This is a genomic window from Cobetia sp. MM1IDA2H-1 (assembly GCF_002916775.2).
GTDB lineage: Bacteria > Pseudomonadota > Gammaproteobacteria > Pseudomonadales > Halomonadaceae > Cobetia > Cobetia marina.
On record NZ_CM133225.1, the window covers coordinates 2550915 to 2571963 of the forward strand.

Consider the following 21049-nt stretch of genomic DNA (forward strand, 5'->3'; position numbering starts at 1 on the left):
GCGCCTTCTGGTCTGCGCCTTCACTCATGCCTTCTTGAGCGAAGGCATGAGTGGGTCACAATCTCTCACGCCATACTCACCGACCGGTGAAGTTGTTGCGCACCAGATCGACCACATCATCCATGCGCCCATTGAGCACCGCCTTGGCGGAGTAGAGCGCGGTGGAGGCGACCTGTCCGGCTTCGATGTGCGGCGGCATCACCAGCTCCATGCGGTTGACCTTGACTTCGAGCACCCCGGGGCCGTCCTGGGCCAGCAGGCTCTGCACTGCCTCATCCAGCTCGTGCTTCTCCTCGACACGCCGTCCCCAGAGCCCCATGGACTGGGCGACCAGCGAGAAGTCGGGGTTCTCGAGTTCGGTGTAGGTATCCAGGATGCCCTCGACCTTCTGCTCCAGCTCCACGAAGCCCAGCGTGCTGTTGTTGAAGATGACGATCTTGAGCGGAATCTTCTCCTGCTTGAGAGTCAGCAGGTCCCCCATCAGCATCGACAGACCACCATCACCGCACATGGCGATCACCTGACGTTCAGGGTAGGCCTTCTGGATGCCGATGCCCTGAGGGTAGGCATTGGCCATGGTGCCATGCATCAGACTTGGCAGCGTGCGGCGCTTGCCGTTGGCGCGGATATGACGCAGGCACCACACCATGGGGCTGCCGCCATCGGCGGTGAAGACAGCGTCCTCACTGGCATGGCGGTCCAGCGCCAGGGTCAGCTCCTGCGGGTGAATCAGATGCTCATCGTCGGAGGTGACGGCGGCCTCGTCGCGTGCCTCGAGATATTTCTTGCGGCAGCTGTCAAGCCAGCCGCTGTCGTCACGCGGGTCCACGCGGGTCAGCAGAGCGTCGCAGGTGTCCTTGACGCTACCGACGACACCGAGATCCACCGGATGACGGATACCGATCTTGCCGGGGTCGAGATCCACCTGGATCACGGTGGCCTTGTCCGGATAGAACTGGGACCAGGCAAAGCTGCAGCCCAGCAGCAGCAAGGTGTCACATTCCGCGACAGCCTCGTAGCCGCCCTGCAGACCGAACACGCCGGTCATGCCGACTTCGAGTTCATTGTTGGGCTCGATGAAGTCCTTGGCACGCGACGTCCAGGCCACCGGCGCATTGAGGCGACGTGCCAATGCCAGCACTTCTTCCTGCGCATCCTGACAGCCGACCCCGGCGTAGATCGACACCTTGCCCGGCTTATTGAGCGCCTCGGCCACGGCGGCCAGCTCCTGCTCACTCGGACGGATCACCGGCGAGAAGCGGTGGGCACGCCAGGGCAGCGAGGCCTTCGGCTTCTGCGGGAATAGATCCCCCGGGACAATCAGCACCGCGACCCCACCTTCCGCCAGCGCCTTCTGCGCCGCGATGGCCACCATGCGGCGAGCATTCTCGGGATTGGTCAGGTATTCACAGAACACGCTGTACTGGGAATAAAGCGCCTTCTGGTCCACATCCTGCGGGAAGCCCACGCCCATCTCGGCGGTATCGATCTGCGAGGCGATGAACACCACCGGTGCGCCATTGCGATGCGATTCGATCAGACCATTGAGAAAGTGGGTACTCCCCGGGCCACAGGTGCCGGCGCAGCAGGTCAGCTCCCCACTGATGAAGGACTCGCCCCCTGCCGCGAAGCCGGCCACCTCCTCATGCCGCACATGCACCCACTCCATCTCGGAGCGCCGGATGGCGTCGGTGAAATGGTTGATGGTATCGCCGACGATGCCGTAACAGCGCTTGGCACCTGCCTCGAGCAGGGATTCGGTGATGATCTCGGAGACGCTATGGGCCGAAGAATGGGACTTGGACATGGGGGCGCTTTCCTTTTCCGTTGAGTTGCGGTGAAGGATGAGCAATGCATTCACTCATTCGAATAAACAGTAAACAAGACGTTGGGATGACCCGAGGAAATGCAATGGTGAGGACACAAGGCATCAGTGGCACACGGCGTTGCGTACGGCGTAGCATGGGCCTGAGACACCCGAACCACGAGGACCTGATCACGCCACACAGCGTGCCCAGGCGGAGTGCACAGGCAGAGTGGTGCTTGCAGAGCAGAGCGCAGTGCCAGAGAGAACGATGCTGAGGAGAACGAAAATGCTGAAGAGGATGGGGATGCAGTGGCCGATCATTCAGGCCCCGATGGCAGGCGTCTCGACGCCGCGTCTGGCAGCCGAGGTCTCGAAGGCAGGCGGACTGGGCTCGATCGGCGTCGGTGCCACGGATGCCGACGGCGCCCGCAGGATGATCACAGAACTGCAAGCGCTGACCGACAGGCCCTTCAACGTCAATGTCTTCGTGCACCCGGCCCCGACACATGACCCTGCTCGCGAGACAGCCTGGCGGGAGTGGCTGACGCCTTACTTCCAGGCTTTCAAGGCAACGCCCCCCGCCAGACTCGATACGCTCTATACCAGCTTTGCCGATGATCCCGACATGCTGGCGATGTTGCTGGAGACTCGCCCACCCGTCGTCAGCTTTCACTTCGGCCTGCCCTCACGCGATTTCATCCGCGCCTTGAAAGAGGCAGGCATCTGGCTCATGGCGACGGCGACCCACCTGGAGGAAGCCCGCGCCATCGAGCGGGCCGGCCTGGATGCCATCGTGGCGCAGGGATTCGAAGCGGGAGGTCATCGCGGCATGTTTGATCCAAAAACCGCGGATACCCAGCTGAGCACTGCCGCCCTGACCAGGCAGCTGGTAGACGCCACGCATCTGCCGATCATTGCCGCAGGAGGCATCATGAATGGTGAGGCCATTGCCGCCGCTCTCGCGAATGGTGCCGTGGCAGCCCAACTCGGAACCGCCTTCATCGCCTGCCTGGAATCCAGCGCCGATGCCGCCTATCGAGACGCACTCACAGGACCGGCAGCGCATGACACCCGCATGACCTCGATCGTCTCGGGCCGCCCCGCACGCATTCTCGCCAATCGATTCGTCAGCCTGATGGAAGACCCATCATGCCCCACACCACCGGACTACCCTCTCACCTACGCCGCCGGCAAGGCGCTCAACGCTGCCGCCAGATCGCAGGGCGACAACGGTTTCGGGGCACAGTGGGCGGGCCAGGGCGCCCCGCTGGCCAGAGCGATGCCAGCGGGAGAGCTGATGGCAATATTGGGAAAGGAATGGACAGAGGCGTCTAGCAATACGCAATGATCAGCGCTTCATCTTGTCCCGCGTCGTGTAATAGACGCTGTCGATATGCGAGAGCATGGCACGTTCGGCGGCGTCAGGGTCGCCGGCGCGCAGCGCTTCGACGATACGTACGTGCTCTTCATAGCTGCGCTTGATCGAGCCATGCTCGGCCATGACCTGGCGACGAATATTGAGCGCATAGGTATAGAGCTCGTGGGCGTAGCGGATCAAGATCTCGTTGCGCGAATACTCCGCGATCACCTGATGGAAGTTCTGATCCGAGAGCTGGAAGTTCACCGGCGAGTCGAAATGCTGGGACTGGGCGTCCAGCAAGGCATCCAGCTTCTTGAGGCCCGCGGCATCGATGTGCCGAGCAGCACGGCGGGCGATGGCCGACTCCACCACGATACGGCTCTCGAAGACGCTCTCGATGTCCAGATTGTTGAGCTCGTCGCCCTGCTGACGTGCGGGATGATTGCGAAAGCTGTCGATCACCGCCTCGCTGGCACACACCCGTGACTTGCTGCCATGCGAGACATTGAGTAGGCCATAGCCCGTCAACAGCGCCAGCCCCCCGCGCACGGTCTCACGACTCACTTCAAACAGCTGCGCCAGCTCACGCTCGCTGGGCAGCTCATCCCCATCGCGCAACAGGCCGGTCAGGATCATCTCGATGAGCTTGTCGGCGAGAATTTCCTTCTTGGTCTGATTTTTCAGCGCTTTCTCGAAGGCGAAAGGCGTCTGGTTCATGCGGCCCCCACTGGTATAGATTTCATACCAGAATAACTGACAACCGAATCAGACGCACCAGAAAACCGACCATGGTCGCAATTTTCGAGAAATCCTTGACCAATCATCGTGCGCTCGGCTAGCTTTCATCTCAACTGGTCCGGTAAACCAACCAGCAGTCCAATCAAGTCGTGATATTTCACAGTCCTGAACTGTCTTGAACTGTCTTGAGAAGGCCCTCACGCCAGAGGCCGAACTGCTGAGCACGCCTGACATCGACACGATCTACCACATCGATCGACAACGACAACAACGACGACACCACCAAGAGGCTGATCCCATGTCCGCAACACGCCCTGTCATTGCCCTGACCCTCGGTGACCCCGCCGGTATCGGCCCGGAGCTGATCGCTCGCCTGATCACGGAACCCGAGCAGTTCGCCGAGACCCACAGCGTGCTGGTCGGGGATCAGTGGCTTTGGGAGCAGGGCCAACGCCAGGCCGGGCTCTTCACCGAGCTGCCACGCGTCACAAGCTTCGCGGAAGCCCGTGAACATGAAGGCCTGTCATTGATGGTGGTGGAGAGCGTGGCACAGCAGGAGGTGACGCTGGCCGAGGAAAGTGCCGCCTGTGGCGCCTCGACCCTCGCGGTGCTGTCTCGTTGCCTGGAAGCGGCCCAGAACGAGGAAGTCGACGCCATCTGCTTCGCGCCACTCAACAAGCTGTCGATGAAGAAAGGCGGCCTTGGCCATGAGGACGAGCTGCACTTCTTCGCCGAGACGCTGGGCGTCAAGGGCTACTTCTGCGAGTTCAACACCCTGGGGACGCTGTGGACCTCACGCATCTCCTCGCATATCCCGCTCAAGGATGCCGCCGAGTACGTCACTCAGGAGCGCATCATCGCCGCCAGCCAGCTGATTCATGACTCGCTGACACTGGCCGGCGTCGAGCAGCCACGCATCGCCGTAGCCGCCTTCAATCCCCATGGTGGCGAGGGCGGCACCTGCGGGCGTGAGGAGATCGATGTCATCGCGCCGGCCGTGGCCGAGTGCCGCGCCCAGGGCTATCCCGTGGAAGGCCCCTTCCCTGCCGACACCATCTTCCTCAAGGCACGCGATGGCGAGTACGACGCCATCGTGACCATGTACCACGACCAGGGGCAGATCGCGATCAAGCTGCTGGGCTTCAAGTCCGGCGTCACCGTCCAGGGCGGCCTGCCGATCCCCATCACCACGCCGGCCCACGGCACCGCCTTCGATATCGCAGGCCAGGGCAAGGCGGACGTGAACCCGACCCGCAATGCCTTCGCGATCGCCAAGCGCATGGGCACCAACCTGCGCGCGCTGCGCCTCGAGACCGCGTCGGCCTGACGCCTTGCCACTCTTGCTCACCTATCTGCGCCAACGTCATCCACAACAAGGATAATCCGATGAAAATCACCAAGGTCAGAACTCGCGTCTTCGAATGGAAAGGCCACACCGTCCCCCCCACTGCCCACTTCTGCTCCAACGCCATGGATGAGCTGTGGGACAAGGGTGACTCGATGGGCACCTTCCGCTTCCACGGCTGGACGGTGGTGGAAATCGAGACCGACAACGGGCTGGTGGGGCTTGGCAACGTGGCACTCGCCCCGCGCATCGCCAAGGCGATCATCGATCAGTACCTCGCGCCGCTGATCATCGGCCAGGACCCCTTCGACTACGAATACCTGTGGCAGCGCATGTATCGCTCCACCCACGCCTGGGGTCGCAAGGGCATCGGCATGGCCGCTATTTCCGGCGTGGATATCGCCATCTGGGACATCATGGGCAAGGCAGTCGGCAAGCCGGTCTTCAAGCTGCTGGGCGGGCGCACCAAGGACAAGATCCCCTGCTACGCCTCCAAGCTCTATCGCACCGACCTCAAGGGCATGCAGGAAGAGGCCCAGTCCTATCTGGATCAAGGCTTCACCGCCATGAAGATGCGCTTCGGCTACGGTCCGCGTGACGGTGTCGAGGGCGTACGTGCCAACCTGGATAGCGTCGCCGCCGTGCGCGAAGTCATCGGCGAGGATGTCGACCTGATGCTCGAGTGCTACATGGGCTGGAACCTGGACTACGCCAAGCGCATGTTGCCGAAGCTCGAGCGCTTCCAGCCGCGCTGGCTGGAAGAGCCGGTGATCGCCGATGACATCGATGGCTACGCCGAACTCAATCAGCTGACCAGCATTCCCATCTCCGGTGGCGAGCACGAATTCACCCATTACGGCTTCCGCCAGCTGCTGGAAAAGCGTGCCGTCTCCGTCATCCAGTACGACACCAACCGGGTCGGTGGCATCACCGCGGCGCGCAAGATCAACGCCCTGGCCGAATCCTTCAGCGTGCCGGTCATCCCGCATGCCGGCCAGATGCACAACTACCACCTGACCATGGCCTCACTGGCCTCCCCGATGAGCGAATACTTCCCGGTGCATGACGTCGAGATCGGCAACGAGCTCTTCTACTACATCTTCAAGGGCGACCCGGAGCCGGTGAACGGCTTCATCGACCTCGACGAAGAGACCCCGGGGCTGGGCCTTGAGCTGAACAGCGACTACTTCGATCAGTTCAACATCATCGAGTGAGGAAGCCATCATGAGACTCGTCCAACTTCGCACCGCCAACGGCCCACGGGTCGCCGTGGTCGAAAGCCGTGACCAGCTGCGCCTGCTCGACTTCCCGGGCGGCACCTATGAGCTGGCCTCTCGCGCCATCGAGCTGGGCATCGGGCTCAGCGCACTGATCGAACAGCACTACTCCCACACCCTGGTCGACTACAAGCAGGCGATTGATCGCCAGGAACTGCTGCCGCCGGTCACCCACCCGGATCGCGCGCGCTGCACCGTCACCGGTACCGGCCTGACTCACCTGGGCAGCGCCGATACCCGCGACGCCATGCATGCCGCCGCACAGGCGCAGGATGACGCAAGCCTCACCGACTCGATGCGCATGTTCCGCATGGGGCTCGAGGGCGGCAAGCCCGCCGAGGGGCAGGTCGGCGCGCAGCCGGAATGGTTCTACAAGGGTGACGGCAGCATCGTGGTGGCACCGGAAACCGCGATCAGCGTGCCGGCCTTCGCCGAAGACGCCGGTGAAGAGCCCGAGCTGGTCGGCCTGTACGTGAACGATGCCAACGGTCAGCCGCATCGCATCGGCTACGCGGTAGGCAACGAGTTCTCCGACCACATCACCGAGCGCGCCAACTACCTGTGGCTGGCCCACTCCAAGCTGCGCGCCTGCAGCTACGGCCCTGAACTGCTGATCGGCGAGCTGCCCCAGCATCTGGAAGGCACTAGCCGCATCACCCGCGACGGCCAGACCCTGTGGGAGAAACCCTTCCTGACCGGTGAGGCCAACATGGCCCATAGCCTGGCCAACCTGGAGCATCACCACTTCAAGTACGCCCAGTTCCGCGCGCCCGGTGACCTGCATGTGCACTTCTTTGGCACCGCCACCCTGAGCTTCGCCGATCAGATCAAGGTGCAGGAAGGCGATCGCTTCGAGATCGAACTGCCCGCCTTCGGGCGTGCACTGCGCAATCCCGTCGCGTTCGAGACCCATGCCAACGACGCTGAGCAGCCATCCGCCATGGCGGTGCTGTGAGCACGCTTGATCAGCACGAGCCATAGAGGAGGGATCAGGGCCTGGAGGGTGTCGCCACCACCCGGCCCTGACCCCGTCAGCACCAGTAACAGAAACACCAGCAGCACCGGCGTCAATAACGCCTGTACGCACCAGAAGCATCACGACAATAACGAGAAAAGGGCTTCGCCATGACCATCACGACCCGCCATACCGCCGCCTCATTCATCACCGCCGCTCTTGCCGGTCTGCTGCTGGCAGGCCCCGCACACGCCGCCACCTCGCTGACCTTCGCGCATGCGCATCCGGTCACCGACTCGCAGCACCTGGCCGCCGAACGCTTCGCCGAACGTCTGGCAGAGCGCAGTGACGGTGAACTGACCGTCAAGATCTTCCCCAACGGTCAGCTGGGCAATGACCAGGCCATGATCTCGGGCGTGCGCAGCGGCACCATCGATATCGAGCTCTCAGGCAATCCCTACTTCAGCGGGCTGGTCGGCGAGCTCAATGTGCTCGACCTGCCCTTCCTGTTCGACACCCGTGAGCAGGCCTATCAGGTGCTGGATGGCGATATCGGCCAGGAGCTGCTGACCGCCATGCAGCCGCAACAGATCGAAGGACTGGCCTTCTGGGAAATCGGCTTTCGCAACCTCACCAACTCGCGACGTGCGGTCGAGAACGCCGATGACGTCAACGGCCTGACCCTGCGCACCACCCCGAATCCGGCGCATATCGCCGCCTTCCAGGCACTGGGTGCCAATCCGACCCCGATGCCCTTCGCGGAGCTCTATACCGCGCTGGAAACCCGCACCGTGGATGGCCAGGAGAATCCGGTCAGCCTGATCCGCTCCGCCAACCTGTACTCCGTGCAGGAGCACCTGTCGCTCACCGCACACGCCTACACCGCCGCCCCTTTGATCATGAACAAGCAGACGTTCGACAGCCTCGCGCCCGAACTGCAGACCCTGATCAAGGAAGAAGCTCAGGAAGCGGCCCGCTATCAGCGCCAGCTCAATCATGACAATGAGCAAGGCGATCTGGCCTTCCTCGAAGAGCAAGGCATGCAGGTCGTGCGCGAGCCCGATACCGCCAGCATGCGTACCAAGGTCGCCGAGCCGGTGCGCGCCGAGTTCACCGAGAAGCACGGCAGTGAGCTGTTGGATCGCATCGACACCGAGCTCGCGCGCTGATCACGCTCGCCTGACTCGCCACCAGAGGAAGCCCGCCATGCTTTCTGACTCACTCAAATCCCCGGTGGTGCCCGTGTCGCTTGCCGAACTGAGCGAGCAACGCGAGCGCTATCTAACCACGCAGCAAGAGAATGACCTGCCGATCATCGATGCCCACATGCATGTCTGGGATCCGACGCGTAATTACCACCCCTGGCTGTGTGACGAGCCGATGATCCCCTTCCGCTACGGCGACTATGCCGCAATTCGTCGCCCCTACCTCCCCGCCGAGCATTTTCAGGCAGTGGGCGAGGCGCACCGGTTGATGGGATGTGTCTACATGGAAGCGGAATGGGCGCGGGGCGATGCGCTCAAGGAAGTGCGCTGGATCGAGGAGACTGCCCGCGAGAGCGGCTGGCCCGATGCCATGATCGCCCAGGCCTGGCTGGATCAGAGCGACATCGGCGATCAGCTGGAAGGACTTTGCGCATCAGGAATGGTCAAGGGGGTCCGCCACAAGCCAGCTGCACTGGAGCGCTACGACCCGAGGCTGGCCACCCACGCCATGCCCGGTTCGCTACGCTGCCCGCGCTATCAGTATGGCGTCGGTGAAGTCGCGCGTCGTAGCCTGATCTTCGAGCTGCAGGTGCCCTGGTGGCACCTCGAGGAATTGCTGCCCTTGCTGCAACGCCATCCCGAGATGCCGGTGGTGATCAATCATGCAGGCGTGCCCGGCGATCGTCATCCCGACACCCTGCGTCAGTGGTCACGGGCCCTCGCCAAGGTCGCCGTTTGGCCACAGGTGATGATCAAGTTCTCGGGCCTCGGCGTCGCGGGCCAGCCCTGGCGGCTGGAAGACAACCGCGAGGTCTTCGAGATCGTGCTGCGCCATTTCGGGGTCCACCGCGTGATGTTCGCCAGCAACTTCCCGGTCGATGGGCTGGTGACCTCGCTCGATACGCTGTGGCAGGCCTTCAAGGACCTCAGTCGCTCATTGAGTCCCGAAAACCGCCTCAATCTGTTCTGCGACAACGCCGTTCGCTGCTACTCGCTGGACACCAGCGCCTAGCGCTCGTTCGACGCTCCAACGGTCGCCATGACATCCGCCCCACGACAACAGGCGCTGTATAACAGTCCCTATAAAAACAGTCCCTATAACAACAACCTGCAAGGAATTCGCCATGCTTATTCGCCACGCTCTGTCTGACAAGACTCTGCTCAACAACGCGCTGCTCAAGACAGTCACTACGCTGGGACTGATGTTGACCTTCGCGACCACCGCTCACGCCGAGATCACAGCGCGCATGGGCACCAGCCTGCCAGATGCCCACCCGCAGACGCTGGGCGCCAAGAAATTTGCACAACTGGTCGAGGAAAAATCAGACGGTGAGATCACCATCAAGGTGTTCTCCAACGGCATCCTGGGCAACGACGTCAACATGACCTCGATGCTGCAATCCGGGACCCTGGATTTCACCGCTCCCTCCACTGCGACGCTCAGCAGCCTCAATCCTGACTTCAACATCGTCAGCCTGCCCTTCCAGTTCGATGACAGTGAACACGCCGATGCGGTACTGGATGGCGAGGCCGGCCGTGCCCTGCTCGCAAGCCTCGATGACAAGCAGCTGGTGGCACTCGAGTACTGGGAGAACGGCTTCCGTCACATGACCAACAGCCGCCGTCCCATCGAGACGCTCGAGGACATCGAGGGCCTCAAGATTCGCACCATGCAGAACGCCCTCTACATCGACCTCTTCAATGGACTGAATGCCAATGCCGTGCCCATGTCGGTCAATGAACTGTTCACCGCCATGGAAACCCGCACGGTGGATGGTCAGGAAAACCCCTACACCGTGATCGATGCCAAGCGCTTCTACGAGGTCCAGAAGTACCTGTCGCGCACCGCGCATGCCTATGACGCCCAGGTGCTGGTCGCCTCAGCGGGCTTCATGCAGTCACTCGATGACACCCAACGCCAGCTGGTCCGTGATGCCGCCCGTGAAGCCACGCTCTATCAGCGTGAACAGAGCCGCGCCATGAACGAGGAACTGTTGAACGAGTTGCAGAACAAGATGACCGTCAACGTGGTGGCGGACAGTGAACGTCAGCGCATGCGCGAGGCACTGGCACCGGTGATCCAGCAGCACACCCAAGCGCTGGATCCGGCGGTGGTGACGCAATTCCAGGCAGCGCTGGCCGACGCGCGCTGACACCTGACATAAGCCCCTGCGTCATCAAGCCCTGACATCAGTCCCAGCCACCGACACGCGGCAGCGCCCTTTTCGCTGCAACCAGAGGGGCGCAATGACAGCGCTGCCGCACCGTCATCGAGATGCCTCCTTCGGGGATGACACCATGAACAAACTGACCCAAGAGATGCCGTTATCCATGTCGATCAAACCGCCCTCCGCCACGCATGCCGAGTCCCGCAAGGCCGCTGGCGACGCGCAGGAAAAGACAGCACCTCAGGACACGGCCGCTCCCTCGAGGCTTGCCATCAGCATCACGTCACTGTTCAAGGGATTGGAGAAGACCCTGACTCTGCTGATGGTGCTGGCGCTGGTGGCGATGATCGTACTGGTGTTCGTCAATGTGGTGCTGCGCTACGGCTTCAACAGCGGCATCTCGATCAGTGTCGAGCTGTCCCGCTTCCTGTTCGTGTGGGTCACCTTCATGGGCGCGGTCACGGCGCTGATCCGTCAGGAGCATCTGAGCGTCAATACCTTCGCCGACAAGCTGCCTGCGGCCATGCGCGCCGGGCTTGATCGGCTGGTGACCCTGGCGATGCTCGGCTGCTGCCTGATGCTGCTCAAGGGCAGCTATGCCCAGACGGTGCTCAACTGGAGCAACCTCTCTCCCATCAGCGGTATTCCGGTCGGCGTCTTCTATCTCGCCGGCCTGATGGCAGGCGTGCTGATGTCACTGATTCTGCTCTGGCGTCTGCTGACGCCGCTGGCACTGCATGGTGTCACGCCGCGCATCGCACCAAGCCAAGCCTCTGATTCGCAAGGAGACACGCCATGACCATCGGGCTCTTTCTCGGCTCCCTGCTGGCCGCCATCGGCCTGAGCCTTCCCATCGCCTTCGCCCTGCTGGTCAGTGCCATCGTGCTGATGCTGCACTTGGATCTGTTCAACTCGCAGATCCTGGCCCAGAACCTCGTCAATGGCGCCGACAGCTACACCCTGCTGGCCATTCCCTTCTTCCTCACCGCCGGCGAAGTGATGTCGCGCGGCGGGCTTTCCCAGCGCATCGTCACCCTGGCGATGTCACTGGTGGGTCATCGCAAGGGTGGACTGGGTTTCGTCGCCATCTTCGCCGCCATCGTCATGGCCAGCCTGTCCGGTTCCGCCGTCGCCGATACCGCCGCGCTGGCCAGCATGCTGCTGCCGATGATGCGCAAGGCGGGCTATCCGCTAGGCCGCTCCTCCGGTCTGATGGCCGCCGGTGGCATCATCGCGCCGATCATCCCGCCCTCGATCCCGCTGATCATCATCGGGGTCGCCGGTGGCATCTCCATCGGCAAGCTGTTCCTCGCCGGCATCGTGCCGGGCCTGATCATGGGCGTGACCCTGGTGGTGATGTGGCTGTTCATGACCCGCAAGGAAGATCTGGTGGTCACGAAGAAGGCCAGCGGGCGTGAGCGCCTCAAGGCACTCAAGGACAGCTTCTGGGCCATCATGCTGCCGGTCATCATCATCGGCGGTATCAAGAGCGGCATCTTCACCCCGACCGAAGCCGGTGTGGTCGCGGCGGTCTACGCCATCTTCGTTGCCACCGTGGTCTATCGCGAACTCGACCTCAGCCAGCTCTACGCCGTGCTCGCCCAGGCCGCCCGCAGCACCGCCATCGTGATGTTCCTGGTCGCCGCGGCGATGGTCGCCTCCTGGCTGATTAGCATCGCCCAGCTGCCGCTGATAGTGGCCGGTCTGCTGCAGCCGCTCGCCGATGACCCGCGCCTCCTGATGCTCGCCATCATGGGCATCGTGCTGGTGGTCGGCATGGTGATGGACCTGACGCCGACCATTCTGGTGCTCACCCCGATCCTGATGCCCATCGTCAAGCTGGCCGGCATCGACCCGGTCTACTTCGGGATCATGTTCGTCCTCAACTGCGCCATCGGGCTGATCACCCCGCCGGTCGGCAACGTGCTCAACGTGATCACCAGCGTCGGCAACCTCAAGTTCGAGAAGGCGGTCAGTGGCGTCGCGCCCTTCGCCCTTGCCTATGTGGTGATTCTGCTGCTGTTCGTCGCCTTCCCGCAGATCATCACCACGCCGCTTTACTGGATGACCGACTGACCCCGTGACAACCAAGACAACCAAGCCGGAAAAGAAGACAGGAAGAAGGCAAGACGCCAACGACACGCCGCTTGCTTAGCCAGCCGCCAACAAAGACAGCCGCCAACAAAGACAACAAGAGAGCCATTCAATGACACCCATAATCAAGACGACCCTCGCCAGCCTGCTGTTGATCGCCCCTCTGAGTGCTGCCCATGCCCAGATGATGCTCAAGCTGGCCCACGCCGCCCCGACCACCGATACCCAGCAGCAGGCGGCCGAGCGCTTCGCCGAGCTGGTCAAGGAAGGCACGGATGGCGAGGTCACCGTCAACATCTTCGGCAATGGTGTGCTCGGGGGCGATCAGCAGATGATCGCCGGCGTGCGCAGCGGCACCATCGATATCGAGATGTCCGGCAACCCCAACTTCGCGGGCCTTCAGCCGGCGCTGGGTGCCTTCGATCTGCCCTATATCTTCCCGGACCGCAAGACGGCCTATCAGGTGCTGGACGGCAAGGTCGGCGATGATGCCCTGGCTCTGCTCAAGGAAGACAACCTCAAGGGGCTGGCCTTCTGGGAGGTCGGCTTCCGCGCGATGACCAACTCCAAGCACCCGATCAAGACTCCCGAGGATGTCGACGGACTGGTGATGCGCACCAACTCCAACAAGTCGCTGATCGAGGCCTTCTCTTTGCTGGGCGCGAATCCGGTGCCGATGCCACTGGGCGAGCTCTACACCGCGATGGAGACGGGAACGGTCGATGCCCAGGACCACCCGATCAGCATCGTCTGGTCGGCGGGCTTCTATGAGGTCCAGGACTACCTGTCACTGACCAACCAGGCCTACACCTCGCTGCTGATGGTGATGAACGACGACAAGTTCGAAAGCCTGTCACCAGAATATCAGCAGGTACTGGTAAATGCGGCGCGCGAGGCCGGTGATTATCAGCGTGAACTGAACGCGAAGAACGAACAGAAGATTCTCGCTGAACTGGCCGACAAGGGCATGAAGATCGAGACCGACGTCGATACCGCCGCCTTCCAGAAGGTCGTGCTGCCGACCTGGGACAGCTATATCGCCGCCAATGGTCGCGACTGGATCGATGCCATACAGGGTGCCAGCCAGGCCAGCGCCGATGTAAATGCAAAAGACGAGCCGCAAGTCACGCAAACAACCACGGCCGCCGTGACGCAGTAACGCCCATCCGTTCTATCGCCTTGCTTACCTGTCACCCAGCGAGGGCAGAGCCCCGACGGCACCCTCGCTGATTGGAGAAATGTTATGTCCCGAGATGTTCTGCTGCTCAACCAGAAATGCGCGCACACCCTGAGTCTGTTCGACGCCACCAGCGGTGAGGAGCTCAACCATCTGCGCCTGCCGGACTACCCACATGAATTCGTGGTGGATTCCACTGGCCGCTACGCCTTCGTGGGCCACTACGGCATCCTCGGTGCCGACTGCATCGGCGACCAGGGCGGCTGCTCGGTGTTCGTGGTCGATCTCGAGACCTTCACGCTGATCAACACGCTCACCACCTGGCCGTACTACCGCATCCATGGGCTGGGCATTGATGAGCAGGATCGTCTGTATGCGATGAGCGAAGGCCACAACACCCTGCTGCTGTTCAATACGCCCCTGGCCCAGACCACGCCAGATCTGGCCGTGTCCTCCGGTGGTTACAAGACCCACCTGTTCGCGCTCACCAAGGCTGGCGACTGGGCCTACGGCATCAATCTGCTCAGCAATACCATCACCAAGTTCAAACCTCACGATGCCACTTTCGCGCCCATCGCGATGATTCCGGGCCGCAAGCCGGAGGGCAACAGCCTGTCCGCCGATGGCCGTACCCTGTTCATCAGCAACCGCGATGACGACAGCATCGTGGCGGTAGATACCGAATCGATGACCGTACGCGCCTCGGCGACCACCGGCCGAGATCCCAACCGCATCTACCGTGACCCTAAGGGGCGCCTGATCACCACCAATTACGGGGAAAGCTCGCTGTCATTGTTCGATGAGGCGCTGGCGCCGCTGGGCACCATCCAGCTCGAAGCGATTCCCATCGCGATGAGCTTCCACCCGGATGGTGAGCAGGCCTTCGTCTCACTCAAGGGGGATCGCATCGCGGTGCTGGATCTGGAGAGCGGCCAGGTACGCAGAAGCTTCGCGACACGCGCCGAGCCGGACGTGTCCCGCCTGCTGGTGCGTGACCACTGAGTCAATCGGCACTTGATGCTTCATTACCAGGACCCGAACCAGTCATGACGGATACCACATTCAGGCACAAGCCTTCACACAGCCAGCCGCTGGTCGATGCGCACCATCACTTCTGGGCACTGGATGGCCAGGTAGCGTACCCCTGGCTAGAAGAGTCACCGGTGGAGAACTTCTTTCTCGGCGATTACGCCGCGATCCGTCGGCCCTTTGTGGCCGCGGACTTGAAGCGCGTGGTGCCTGATGGCTTCCGGCTGGTGGGCAGCGTGCACTGCGAAGCCGAAGCCGCACGCTCTCAGGCACTGGAAGAGACGCGCTGGATCACCCGACAGCAAGCCACTCATGCGCTACCCAGCGCGCATGTCGGCTGGGCCGCCTTCGGCACTGACGAGTGCGCCGCTCAGCTGGACGCCCAGCGTGAATCGCCGCTGTTTCGCGGCGTGCGCGCCAAGCCGGTCACCGCCGCCACGCCCCAGACCCGCCAGTCAGTGGCGGGCACCATCGGCAGTCTGCAGGATCCGCGCTGGTGCGAGGGACTGGCGCTGCTCGAAGCGCGTGACCTGAGCTGGGACCTGCGCGTGCCCGCCTGGCACCTCGAAGAGGCGGCCACGACCCTTCAGGACTACCCCGGCTTGCGCGTCATTCTCAATCACAGCGGCCTGCCGTGGGATCGTACGCAGGAAGGTCTCGCCCAATGGCACGCAGGCATGCGGGCGCTTTCTGAGAACCCGAATGTCGCCGTCAAGCTCTCGGAGCTGGGCACGCCCTGGCATACCTGGGATGCCAGCGCCAATCACGAGCTGCTCTGCGAGGTACTGGACATCTTCGGAACCCGTCGTTGCCTGTTCGCCAGCAACTTCCCGGTCTCCGGACTCAAGGTCAGCTATGGCGATTGGCTATCACTGGTGACCGGGTCCATTGCGCAGACGGCGTCTCACGACCAACGCCAGATCGCGTTCGACCAGGTTCTGCACGACAACGCCATTCACTGGTATCGGCTGCCGATTGCCGCTATCACCCACGATGCCAGACTCACTCAACATGCCAGACAGGAGGCACCATGACACTCAACGGCCATCAGCTCATCGGGCAGCGCAGCTTTGCCGCCAAGGGCGAGGTGATCCACGCCATCAACCCGGCCACCGGAGAGCGCCTGGCGCCCGGCTACCCGGGGGCCAATGCAGGGGATGTGGAAGACGCCTGCCGACTGGCCGGCCAGGCCTTTGATGCCTATCGCGCCACGACGCCCGAAGAAAGAGCCATCTTTCTCGAGACCATCGCCGAGGAGATCGAGGCACTCGGTGAGACCCTGACCCAGCGCGGAATGCAGGAAACCGGCCTGCCTGAGGCACGCCTTAACGGTGAACGCGGTCGCACCTGCGGACAGCTCAAGCTGTTCGCCAAGGTGCTGCGTCGCGGTGAGTGGCAGGATGTGCGCGTCGACCCTGCGCTGCCGGAGCGCACTCCCCTGCCGCGGACAGACCTGCGCCAGCGTCAGATACCGCTTGGCCCGGTCGCCGTCTTCGGTGCCAGCAACTTCCCATTGGCCTTCTCGGTGGCCGGCGGCGATACCGCCTCCGCACTGGCTGCAGGCTGTCCGGTCGTGGTCAAGGGACACTCGGCCCACCCGGGCACCTCGGAACTGGTCGGTCAGGCCGTGGCTCGCGCCGCCCGGCGTTGTCAGATGCCGGAAGGCGTCTTCTCGTTGCTGTTCGGCCCCGGCAATGAGGTCGGTCAGGCACTGGTCAAACATCCCGAGATCCAGGCGGTCGGCTTTACCGGCTCGCGCAGTGGTGGCACCGCCCTGCTGACGCTCGCCCAGTCGCGTCCGCAGCCGATTCCGGTCTACGCCGAAATGAGCAGCATCAATCCGGTCATCCTGATGCCAGCGGCCCTGGAAGCCCGCGCCGAATTGCTGGGTGAGGCCTTCGTCGGCTCGCTCAACATGGGCGCCGGGCAGTTCTGCACCAACCCGGGCCTGGTGCTGGCAGTGAAAGGCGCAGCGCTGGAACGCTTCAAGCAGGCGGCCATCCCTGCCATTCAGGCAAGCCCGGTGCAGACCATGCTGACACCCGGCATCCACAAGGCCTATGCCCAAGGCGTCGCGAGCCTGTCCGAACAGCCAGGCATCACCTGCCTGGCCAACGGTGAAAGCGACTCCCCCATCGCCAGCCCGTGTCAGACACAGTTGTTCAGCACCCAGGCGAGTGACTTTCTTGCCAATGAGGCCATGCAGGCGGAAGTCTTCGGCTCCAGCTCGTTGATCGTCGAATGCGAGGATCTCGCTCAGCTCAAGCAGGTCTGCAGTGCACTCGAAGGCCAGCTGACCGCCACGCTGCATCTCGATGAAGCAGATCACACCGCGGCCTGCCACTTGCTACCAGTGCTGGAGCGTCGTGCGGGCCGCATCCTCGTCAATGGCTGGCCGACAGGGGTCGAAGTCTGTGACGCCATGGTGCACGGCGGCCCCTGGCCCGCCACCTCCGATAGCCGCACCACCTCGGTCGGCACCGCCGCGATTCACCGCTTCCTGCGCCCGGTCTGCTATCAGGACCTGCCGGATGCCCTGCTGCCACCGGAGCTCAAGCACAACGCGCCCTCCGACATCAGTCGACTGGTGGATGGGAAGCGCCAGGTCATGCGGTGACAAACAAAAAAGCCCGCCAATTTGGCGGGCTTTTGTCATTCATATCCTTGATACCGTCACGCGATACCTACAGCATTCCCACGATGCCAGAAACCGTATCTTCGCGATCCTCTAACAATAACGATAGACACCGCCTTGCTTGAGGATCATCCCATCGCTTTCCAGTGCAGAGAGGTATTGACGTGCCTTCTCGACATCACCGTCAAGCAGATAGCGATAAATGACCTTGCTCAAGTACGTGATTGAACGCGCAGTTCGAGAATAACGAATGTTGGGAGGATCAATACTACAATCAAAACGCGTCACGGGGGTACGCCAATCGCCATAGTTCTCAGTCAAGTAACGATCAGCATCCGCGGCACCTTTGACTACCTGACTGCCCAAGGTGTAGTCAGTCAACGAAAACTCCGAGTTGTCCCACCGGTGGATAGCGGAGCCATGCCAGACGACGCTCCCCTCTTGCACATGAACAAAAAGGTCAGCGACAAGGCCGGTATGGTGCACGAGTTTGACAAGTATCGGCTGAGTCAATCTGGAATATCGCACGGCGCTCTCGGATACGACTTCCCGGAAAGTACAATAACTTTCTGACTTTATGAACCAGGTATTGTCGGATCCAGCAACAGCATCTCGAAGTTGCTTGATATCGAAGTCCTTGGCGTCGACACCGATATCAATATCGTAGTCATGTCCCAGGAAATCCTGTTCTCTCACGGCTCCAAGGAGCGTGCCACTGATGACATACCAGGGCCATTCAAGGCTACCCATCAAACTATCGCAATCCTTGATCGTGCGATAGGCATCATTCTTGTCAAACGACTGTGCTGACTTCTGGAACTTATGCGCCACGACAGGCGCTGCTGTCGGATTGTCCATGTCAGCGCTGATGATCGACAATGCATGATTGACGCTGGCGCAGAATGATTTGTCATATTGCCAGAGTGAGTCTTGCGGAGAGATGACCAGACTGCTGGTAGACGTATCACGATCATTATCACACTCTGAGAAATCGGCTTTTTCCAGCTTCCCACCATGCAGATCAGCCTGCCAGATATGGCGCTCAAAGTCAGTGATGCGCCGGTTGTCAGCCAACCAGGCAATGAGGCAGTCGGCCGCCTTGGTAGACATTTCTTCAGAAATATCGAAAAAGAAATCAGACCTGGTCGACACTGGCAGCCACCCGGTATGCGCAAACCAGATGCCTCGCCGCACGACGATTTTCAGGCCATTGCTTCGCGATGCAAGCTTGATACTGTCTGCCGCTACGGCTAGAGGCGCACCCAGCATCCACACACCAATGCCGGATAACAAGGCCAAAGGATAACGAAGTAATGGGTGGCGTGGTTTATTCAAAAACCGTAGAAGCCGATAGGATTTTTCGACTTCGATATTCATTTCACTTTCACCAATGTGTCAGTACGCATGTTTATGGATCAAACCCTTGAAGAGAGTCAGCATGATGATACGTAAGTCCAGCCATAATGACCAATGCTCTACATACCACAGGTCGCATTCAATTCGCTTGGCCAGGTCCGTATCGCCTCGCCAACCATTGATCTGTGCCCAGCCCGTGATACCGGCCTTGACCATGTGCTTTTGCATATAACCAGGAATTTCGTGACGAAGTTTTTCGACGAAGATCGTGCGTTCTGGACGCGGCCCCACGATTGACATGTCACCTTTGAGCACGTTGAGGAACTGCGGCAACTCATCCAGGCTGGTCTTGCGAAGGAACCTGCCCACAAGGGTAGTACGTTTCGCCTGGGCATTTCCCCACTGCACCCCACCCTTTTCACTGCCGACTGGCATCGAGCGGAATTTCAGCATTTTGAAGGGCTTTCCGTTCAATCCGACCCTTTCCTGGGTATAGAATACCGGGCCCGCAGAGGTACATTTCACCAATAGCGCGATAAGCGCCAATAAAGGTGACAGCAGAATCACGATGATCAATGACAGCAGGCGATCCTCGATCCACTTGAGAAGCTTTGCCCCCAGCGACATGCGACTGCAACTTAGATCAAGCATGAATAGACCGGCAACATCTGATACATCATGGTTGATAAGGCGAAAATCACGCATATCGGGCATGTAACGCACATTGCAGGTCGTCAGGCTCAACTCTGACTGGATATCACGAACCAAGTTACCTTGCGTCAATGGGAGACAGATCCAGACTTCCTGCTCCTGGTGGACGATCTGTTGGTCAGGCTGGTAGCGCTCTGGCTCAATCGCGCTCGACCCCCAATGCTCAATCCCCTCAGTCAAGATGACTCGTTCTACATCAAAGCCTGCTGTCGGGATCTTGGCCAGCTGACGCACTGCACCAACACAGGTCAAGGCATCACCAATCAAGAGGACGCTTTTGCGGTTCTTGCCCTTGGCTCGCAGATGGTTGAGAACAGGATAAGCAATCGCACGAATCAGGATGGAGTATGTCGTAGCACTTACCATCCAGTAGCCAACCCACAGCCGGGAGAACTTGTCACCGGTCTTGGTCATGAACATGACCAGCGCCAACAGCCCTCCCAACATCATGTATCCGGCCATGATCTGGAATACCAGACGGAAGCGGACTTGTCCTCTCCACGAACGATAGAGATTGAAATGCGGCAGTACCAGAAGAGCTAATATCCCCCCCAGCAACATGCCCCATCCATATCTCTCGGAAACATCCAGCCCCCCAAAATGGAACCAGTGTGCACTGAACCCTGCCAGAAAGATAATACAGAAATCGACCAAGCGTACCAATTCAGTGGTATACATGGTATAGCCACTCAAGACACGATTTTGAACTTTCATAGCGTTTGTAACATCATCATTATTCAAGATCTCTACGGAGCAATTCCAAGACTTCGAATGCCTTGATGAGATCTTCATGAGGAATAGACAAGAACCGCTTCAGTGAGCGCTTCAAATCCGTCGTGGAAATATCCTTGGTGCGCTCCAGATACAGTACCTCACAATACTCCTGCAGAAAATCGAACTCGCCTTTCCAGTCTTCCCCTATAGCGAAAGTATCAACGCTGTATGCCTTGACATCGTGTACTTTTTGTTCCCAGTTATTTTCGGGAATGACAAGATCTACACAGTCGATCGCTTCCACAATCTTGGCACGCTGATCGTAGGGAATCAGAGTTTTCTTACCTTTAAGTAAATTAAACTCATCTGTCGAAACACCGACAATTAACTGATCACCAAGTAAGCTAAGTTTTTTTAGTAAATTCAGGTGACCAACATGAAACATATCAAATGTTCCATATGTGATAATTACCTTCAT

Annotated in this window: 18 protein-coding genes; 13 read left to right on the forward strand and 5 right to left on the reverse strand. The window is 60.7% G+C overall.

Going from position 1 to position 21049, the window contains the following annotated elements; genetic code table 11:
* Positions 1 to 76 precede the first annotated feature (76 nt).
* Positions 77 to 1807, reverse strand: coding sequence for a thiamine pyrophosphate-dependent enzyme (locus BOH68_RS10785; RefSeq protein ID WP_077373770.1), 1731 nt, complete (start codon positions 1805 to 1807; stop codon positions 77 to 79).
* A 286-nt stretch (positions 1808 to 2093) separates the two neighbouring features.
* Here BOH68_RS10785 and BOH68_RS10790 point away from each other — a divergent pair, with 286 nt between their 5' ends.
* The gene (locus tag BOH68_RS10790) at positions 2094 to 3155 is read left to right on the forward strand and encodes an NAD(P)H-dependent flavin oxidoreductase (RefSeq protein ID WP_077373791.1); all 1062 of its coding nucleotides are present in this window, start codon (positions 2094 to 2096) and stop codon (positions 3153 to 3155) included.
* On the opposite strand, the gene BOH68_RS10795 is transcribed toward BOH68_RS10790, so the two are convergent.
* Complete coding sequence (locus BOH68_RS10795; protein ID WP_077373794.1) at positions 3156 to 3884, reverse strand: FadR/GntR family transcriptional regulator; 729 nt, start codon at positions 3882 to 3884, stop codon at positions 3156 to 3158.
* Between the two features lie 319 nt (positions 3885 to 4203).
* Here BOH68_RS10795 and BOH68_RS10800 point away from each other — a divergent pair, with 319 nt between their 5' ends.
* From BOH68_RS10800 to BOH68_RS10855, 12 genes are all read left to right on the forward strand, one after another.
* Complete coding sequence (locus BOH68_RS10800) at positions 4204 to 5232, forward strand: 4-hydroxythreonine-4-phosphate dehydrogenase PdxA (protein ID WP_077373797.1); 1029 nt, start codon at positions 4204 to 4206, stop codon at positions 5230 to 5232.
* Positions 5233 to 5291: 59 nt separating this feature from the next.
* Positions 5292 to 6464 (forward strand): L-rhamnonate dehydratase, encoded by a 1173-nt coding sequence (locus BOH68_RS10805; RefSeq protein ID WP_077373800.1) that lies wholly within the window; start codon positions 5292 to 5294, stop codon positions 6462 to 6464.
* Between the two features lie 10 nt (positions 6465 to 6474).
* Complete coding sequence (gene araD1 / locus BOH68_RS10810) at positions 6475 to 7482, forward strand: AraD1 family protein (RefSeq protein ID WP_077373803.1); 1008 nt, start codon at positions 6475 to 6477, stop codon at positions 7480 to 7482.
* 170 nt (positions 7483 to 7652) lie between these two features.
* The gene (locus BOH68_RS10815) at positions 7653 to 8651 is read left to right on the forward strand and encodes a TRAP transporter substrate-binding protein (protein WP_077373806.1); all 999 of its coding nucleotides are present in this window, start codon (positions 7653 to 7655) and stop codon (positions 8649 to 8651) included.
* Positions 8652 to 8688: 37 nt separating this feature from the next.
* On the forward strand, positions 8689 to 9699 hold the full coding sequence (locus BOH68_RS10820; protein WP_077373809.1) for an amidohydrolase family protein: 1011 nt from the start codon (positions 8689 to 8691) through the stop codon (positions 9697 to 9699).
* 112 nt (positions 9700 to 9811) lie between these two features.
* Positions 9812 to 10840, forward strand: coding sequence for a TRAP transporter substrate-binding protein (locus tag BOH68_RS10825; protein ID WP_077373812.1), 1029 nt, complete (start codon positions 9812 to 9814; stop codon positions 10838 to 10840).
* 145 nt (positions 10841 to 10985) lie between these two features.
* The gene (locus BOH68_RS10830) at positions 10986 to 11654 is read left to right on the forward strand and encodes a TRAP transporter small permease (protein ID WP_170877375.1); all 669 of its coding nucleotides are present in this window, start codon (positions 10986 to 10988) and stop codon (positions 11652 to 11654) included.
* On the forward strand, positions 11651 to 12931 hold the full coding sequence (locus BOH68_RS10835; protein ID WP_077373818.1) for a TRAP transporter large permease subunit: 1281 nt from the start codon (positions 11651 to 11653) through the stop codon (positions 12929 to 12931). The genes BOH68_RS10830 and BOH68_RS10835 overlap by 4 nt, the downstream gene beginning before the upstream one ends.
* Positions 12932 to 13061: 130 nt before the next feature.
* Positions 13062 to 14108 (forward strand): TRAP transporter substrate-binding protein, encoded by a 1047-nt coding sequence (locus BOH68_RS10840; protein ID WP_077373820.1) that lies wholly within the window; start codon positions 13062 to 13064, stop codon positions 14106 to 14108.
* 84 nt (positions 14109 to 14192) lie between these two features.
* Positions 14193 to 15128, forward strand: coding sequence for a YncE family protein (locus tag BOH68_RS10845; protein WP_077373823.1), 936 nt, complete (start codon positions 14193 to 14195; stop codon positions 15126 to 15128).
* 44 nt (positions 15129 to 15172) lie between these two features.
* Positions 15173 to 16189, forward strand: a complete 1017-nt coding sequence (locus tag BOH68_RS10850) for an amidohydrolase family protein (RefSeq protein WP_077373826.1) — start codon at positions 15173 to 15175, stop codon at positions 16187 to 16189.
* Positions 16186 to 17772 (forward strand): aldehyde dehydrogenase (NADP(+)), encoded by a 1587-nt coding sequence (locus BOH68_RS10855; protein ID WP_077373829.1) that lies wholly within the window; start codon positions 16186 to 16188, stop codon positions 17770 to 17772. Before BOH68_RS10850 ends, BOH68_RS10855 begins: the two co-directional genes overlap by 4 nt.
* Before the next feature lie 111 nt (positions 17773 to 17883).
* On the opposite strand, the gene BOH68_RS10860 is transcribed toward BOH68_RS10855, so the two are convergent.
* From BOH68_RS10860 to BOH68_RS10870, 3 genes are read right to left on the reverse strand one after another with little or no spacing between them, the layout of a single operon-like run.
* Complete coding sequence (locus BOH68_RS10860) at positions 17884 to 19167, reverse strand: hypothetical protein (protein ID WP_103751393.1); 1284 nt, start codon at positions 19165 to 19167, stop codon at positions 17884 to 17886.
* An 18-nt stretch (positions 19168 to 19185) separates the two neighbouring features.
* Positions 19186 to 20535, reverse strand: coding sequence for an undecaprenyl-phosphate glucose phosphotransferase (locus BOH68_RS10865; protein ID WP_103751394.1), 1350 nt, complete (start codon positions 20533 to 20535; stop codon positions 19186 to 19188).
* A 55-nt stretch (positions 20536 to 20590) separates the two neighbouring features.
* Entirely contained in the window at positions 20591 to 21049 is a 459-nt protein-coding gene (locus tag BOH68_RS10870) for an adenylyltransferase/cytidyltransferase family protein (RefSeq protein WP_077373839.1), read from the reverse strand.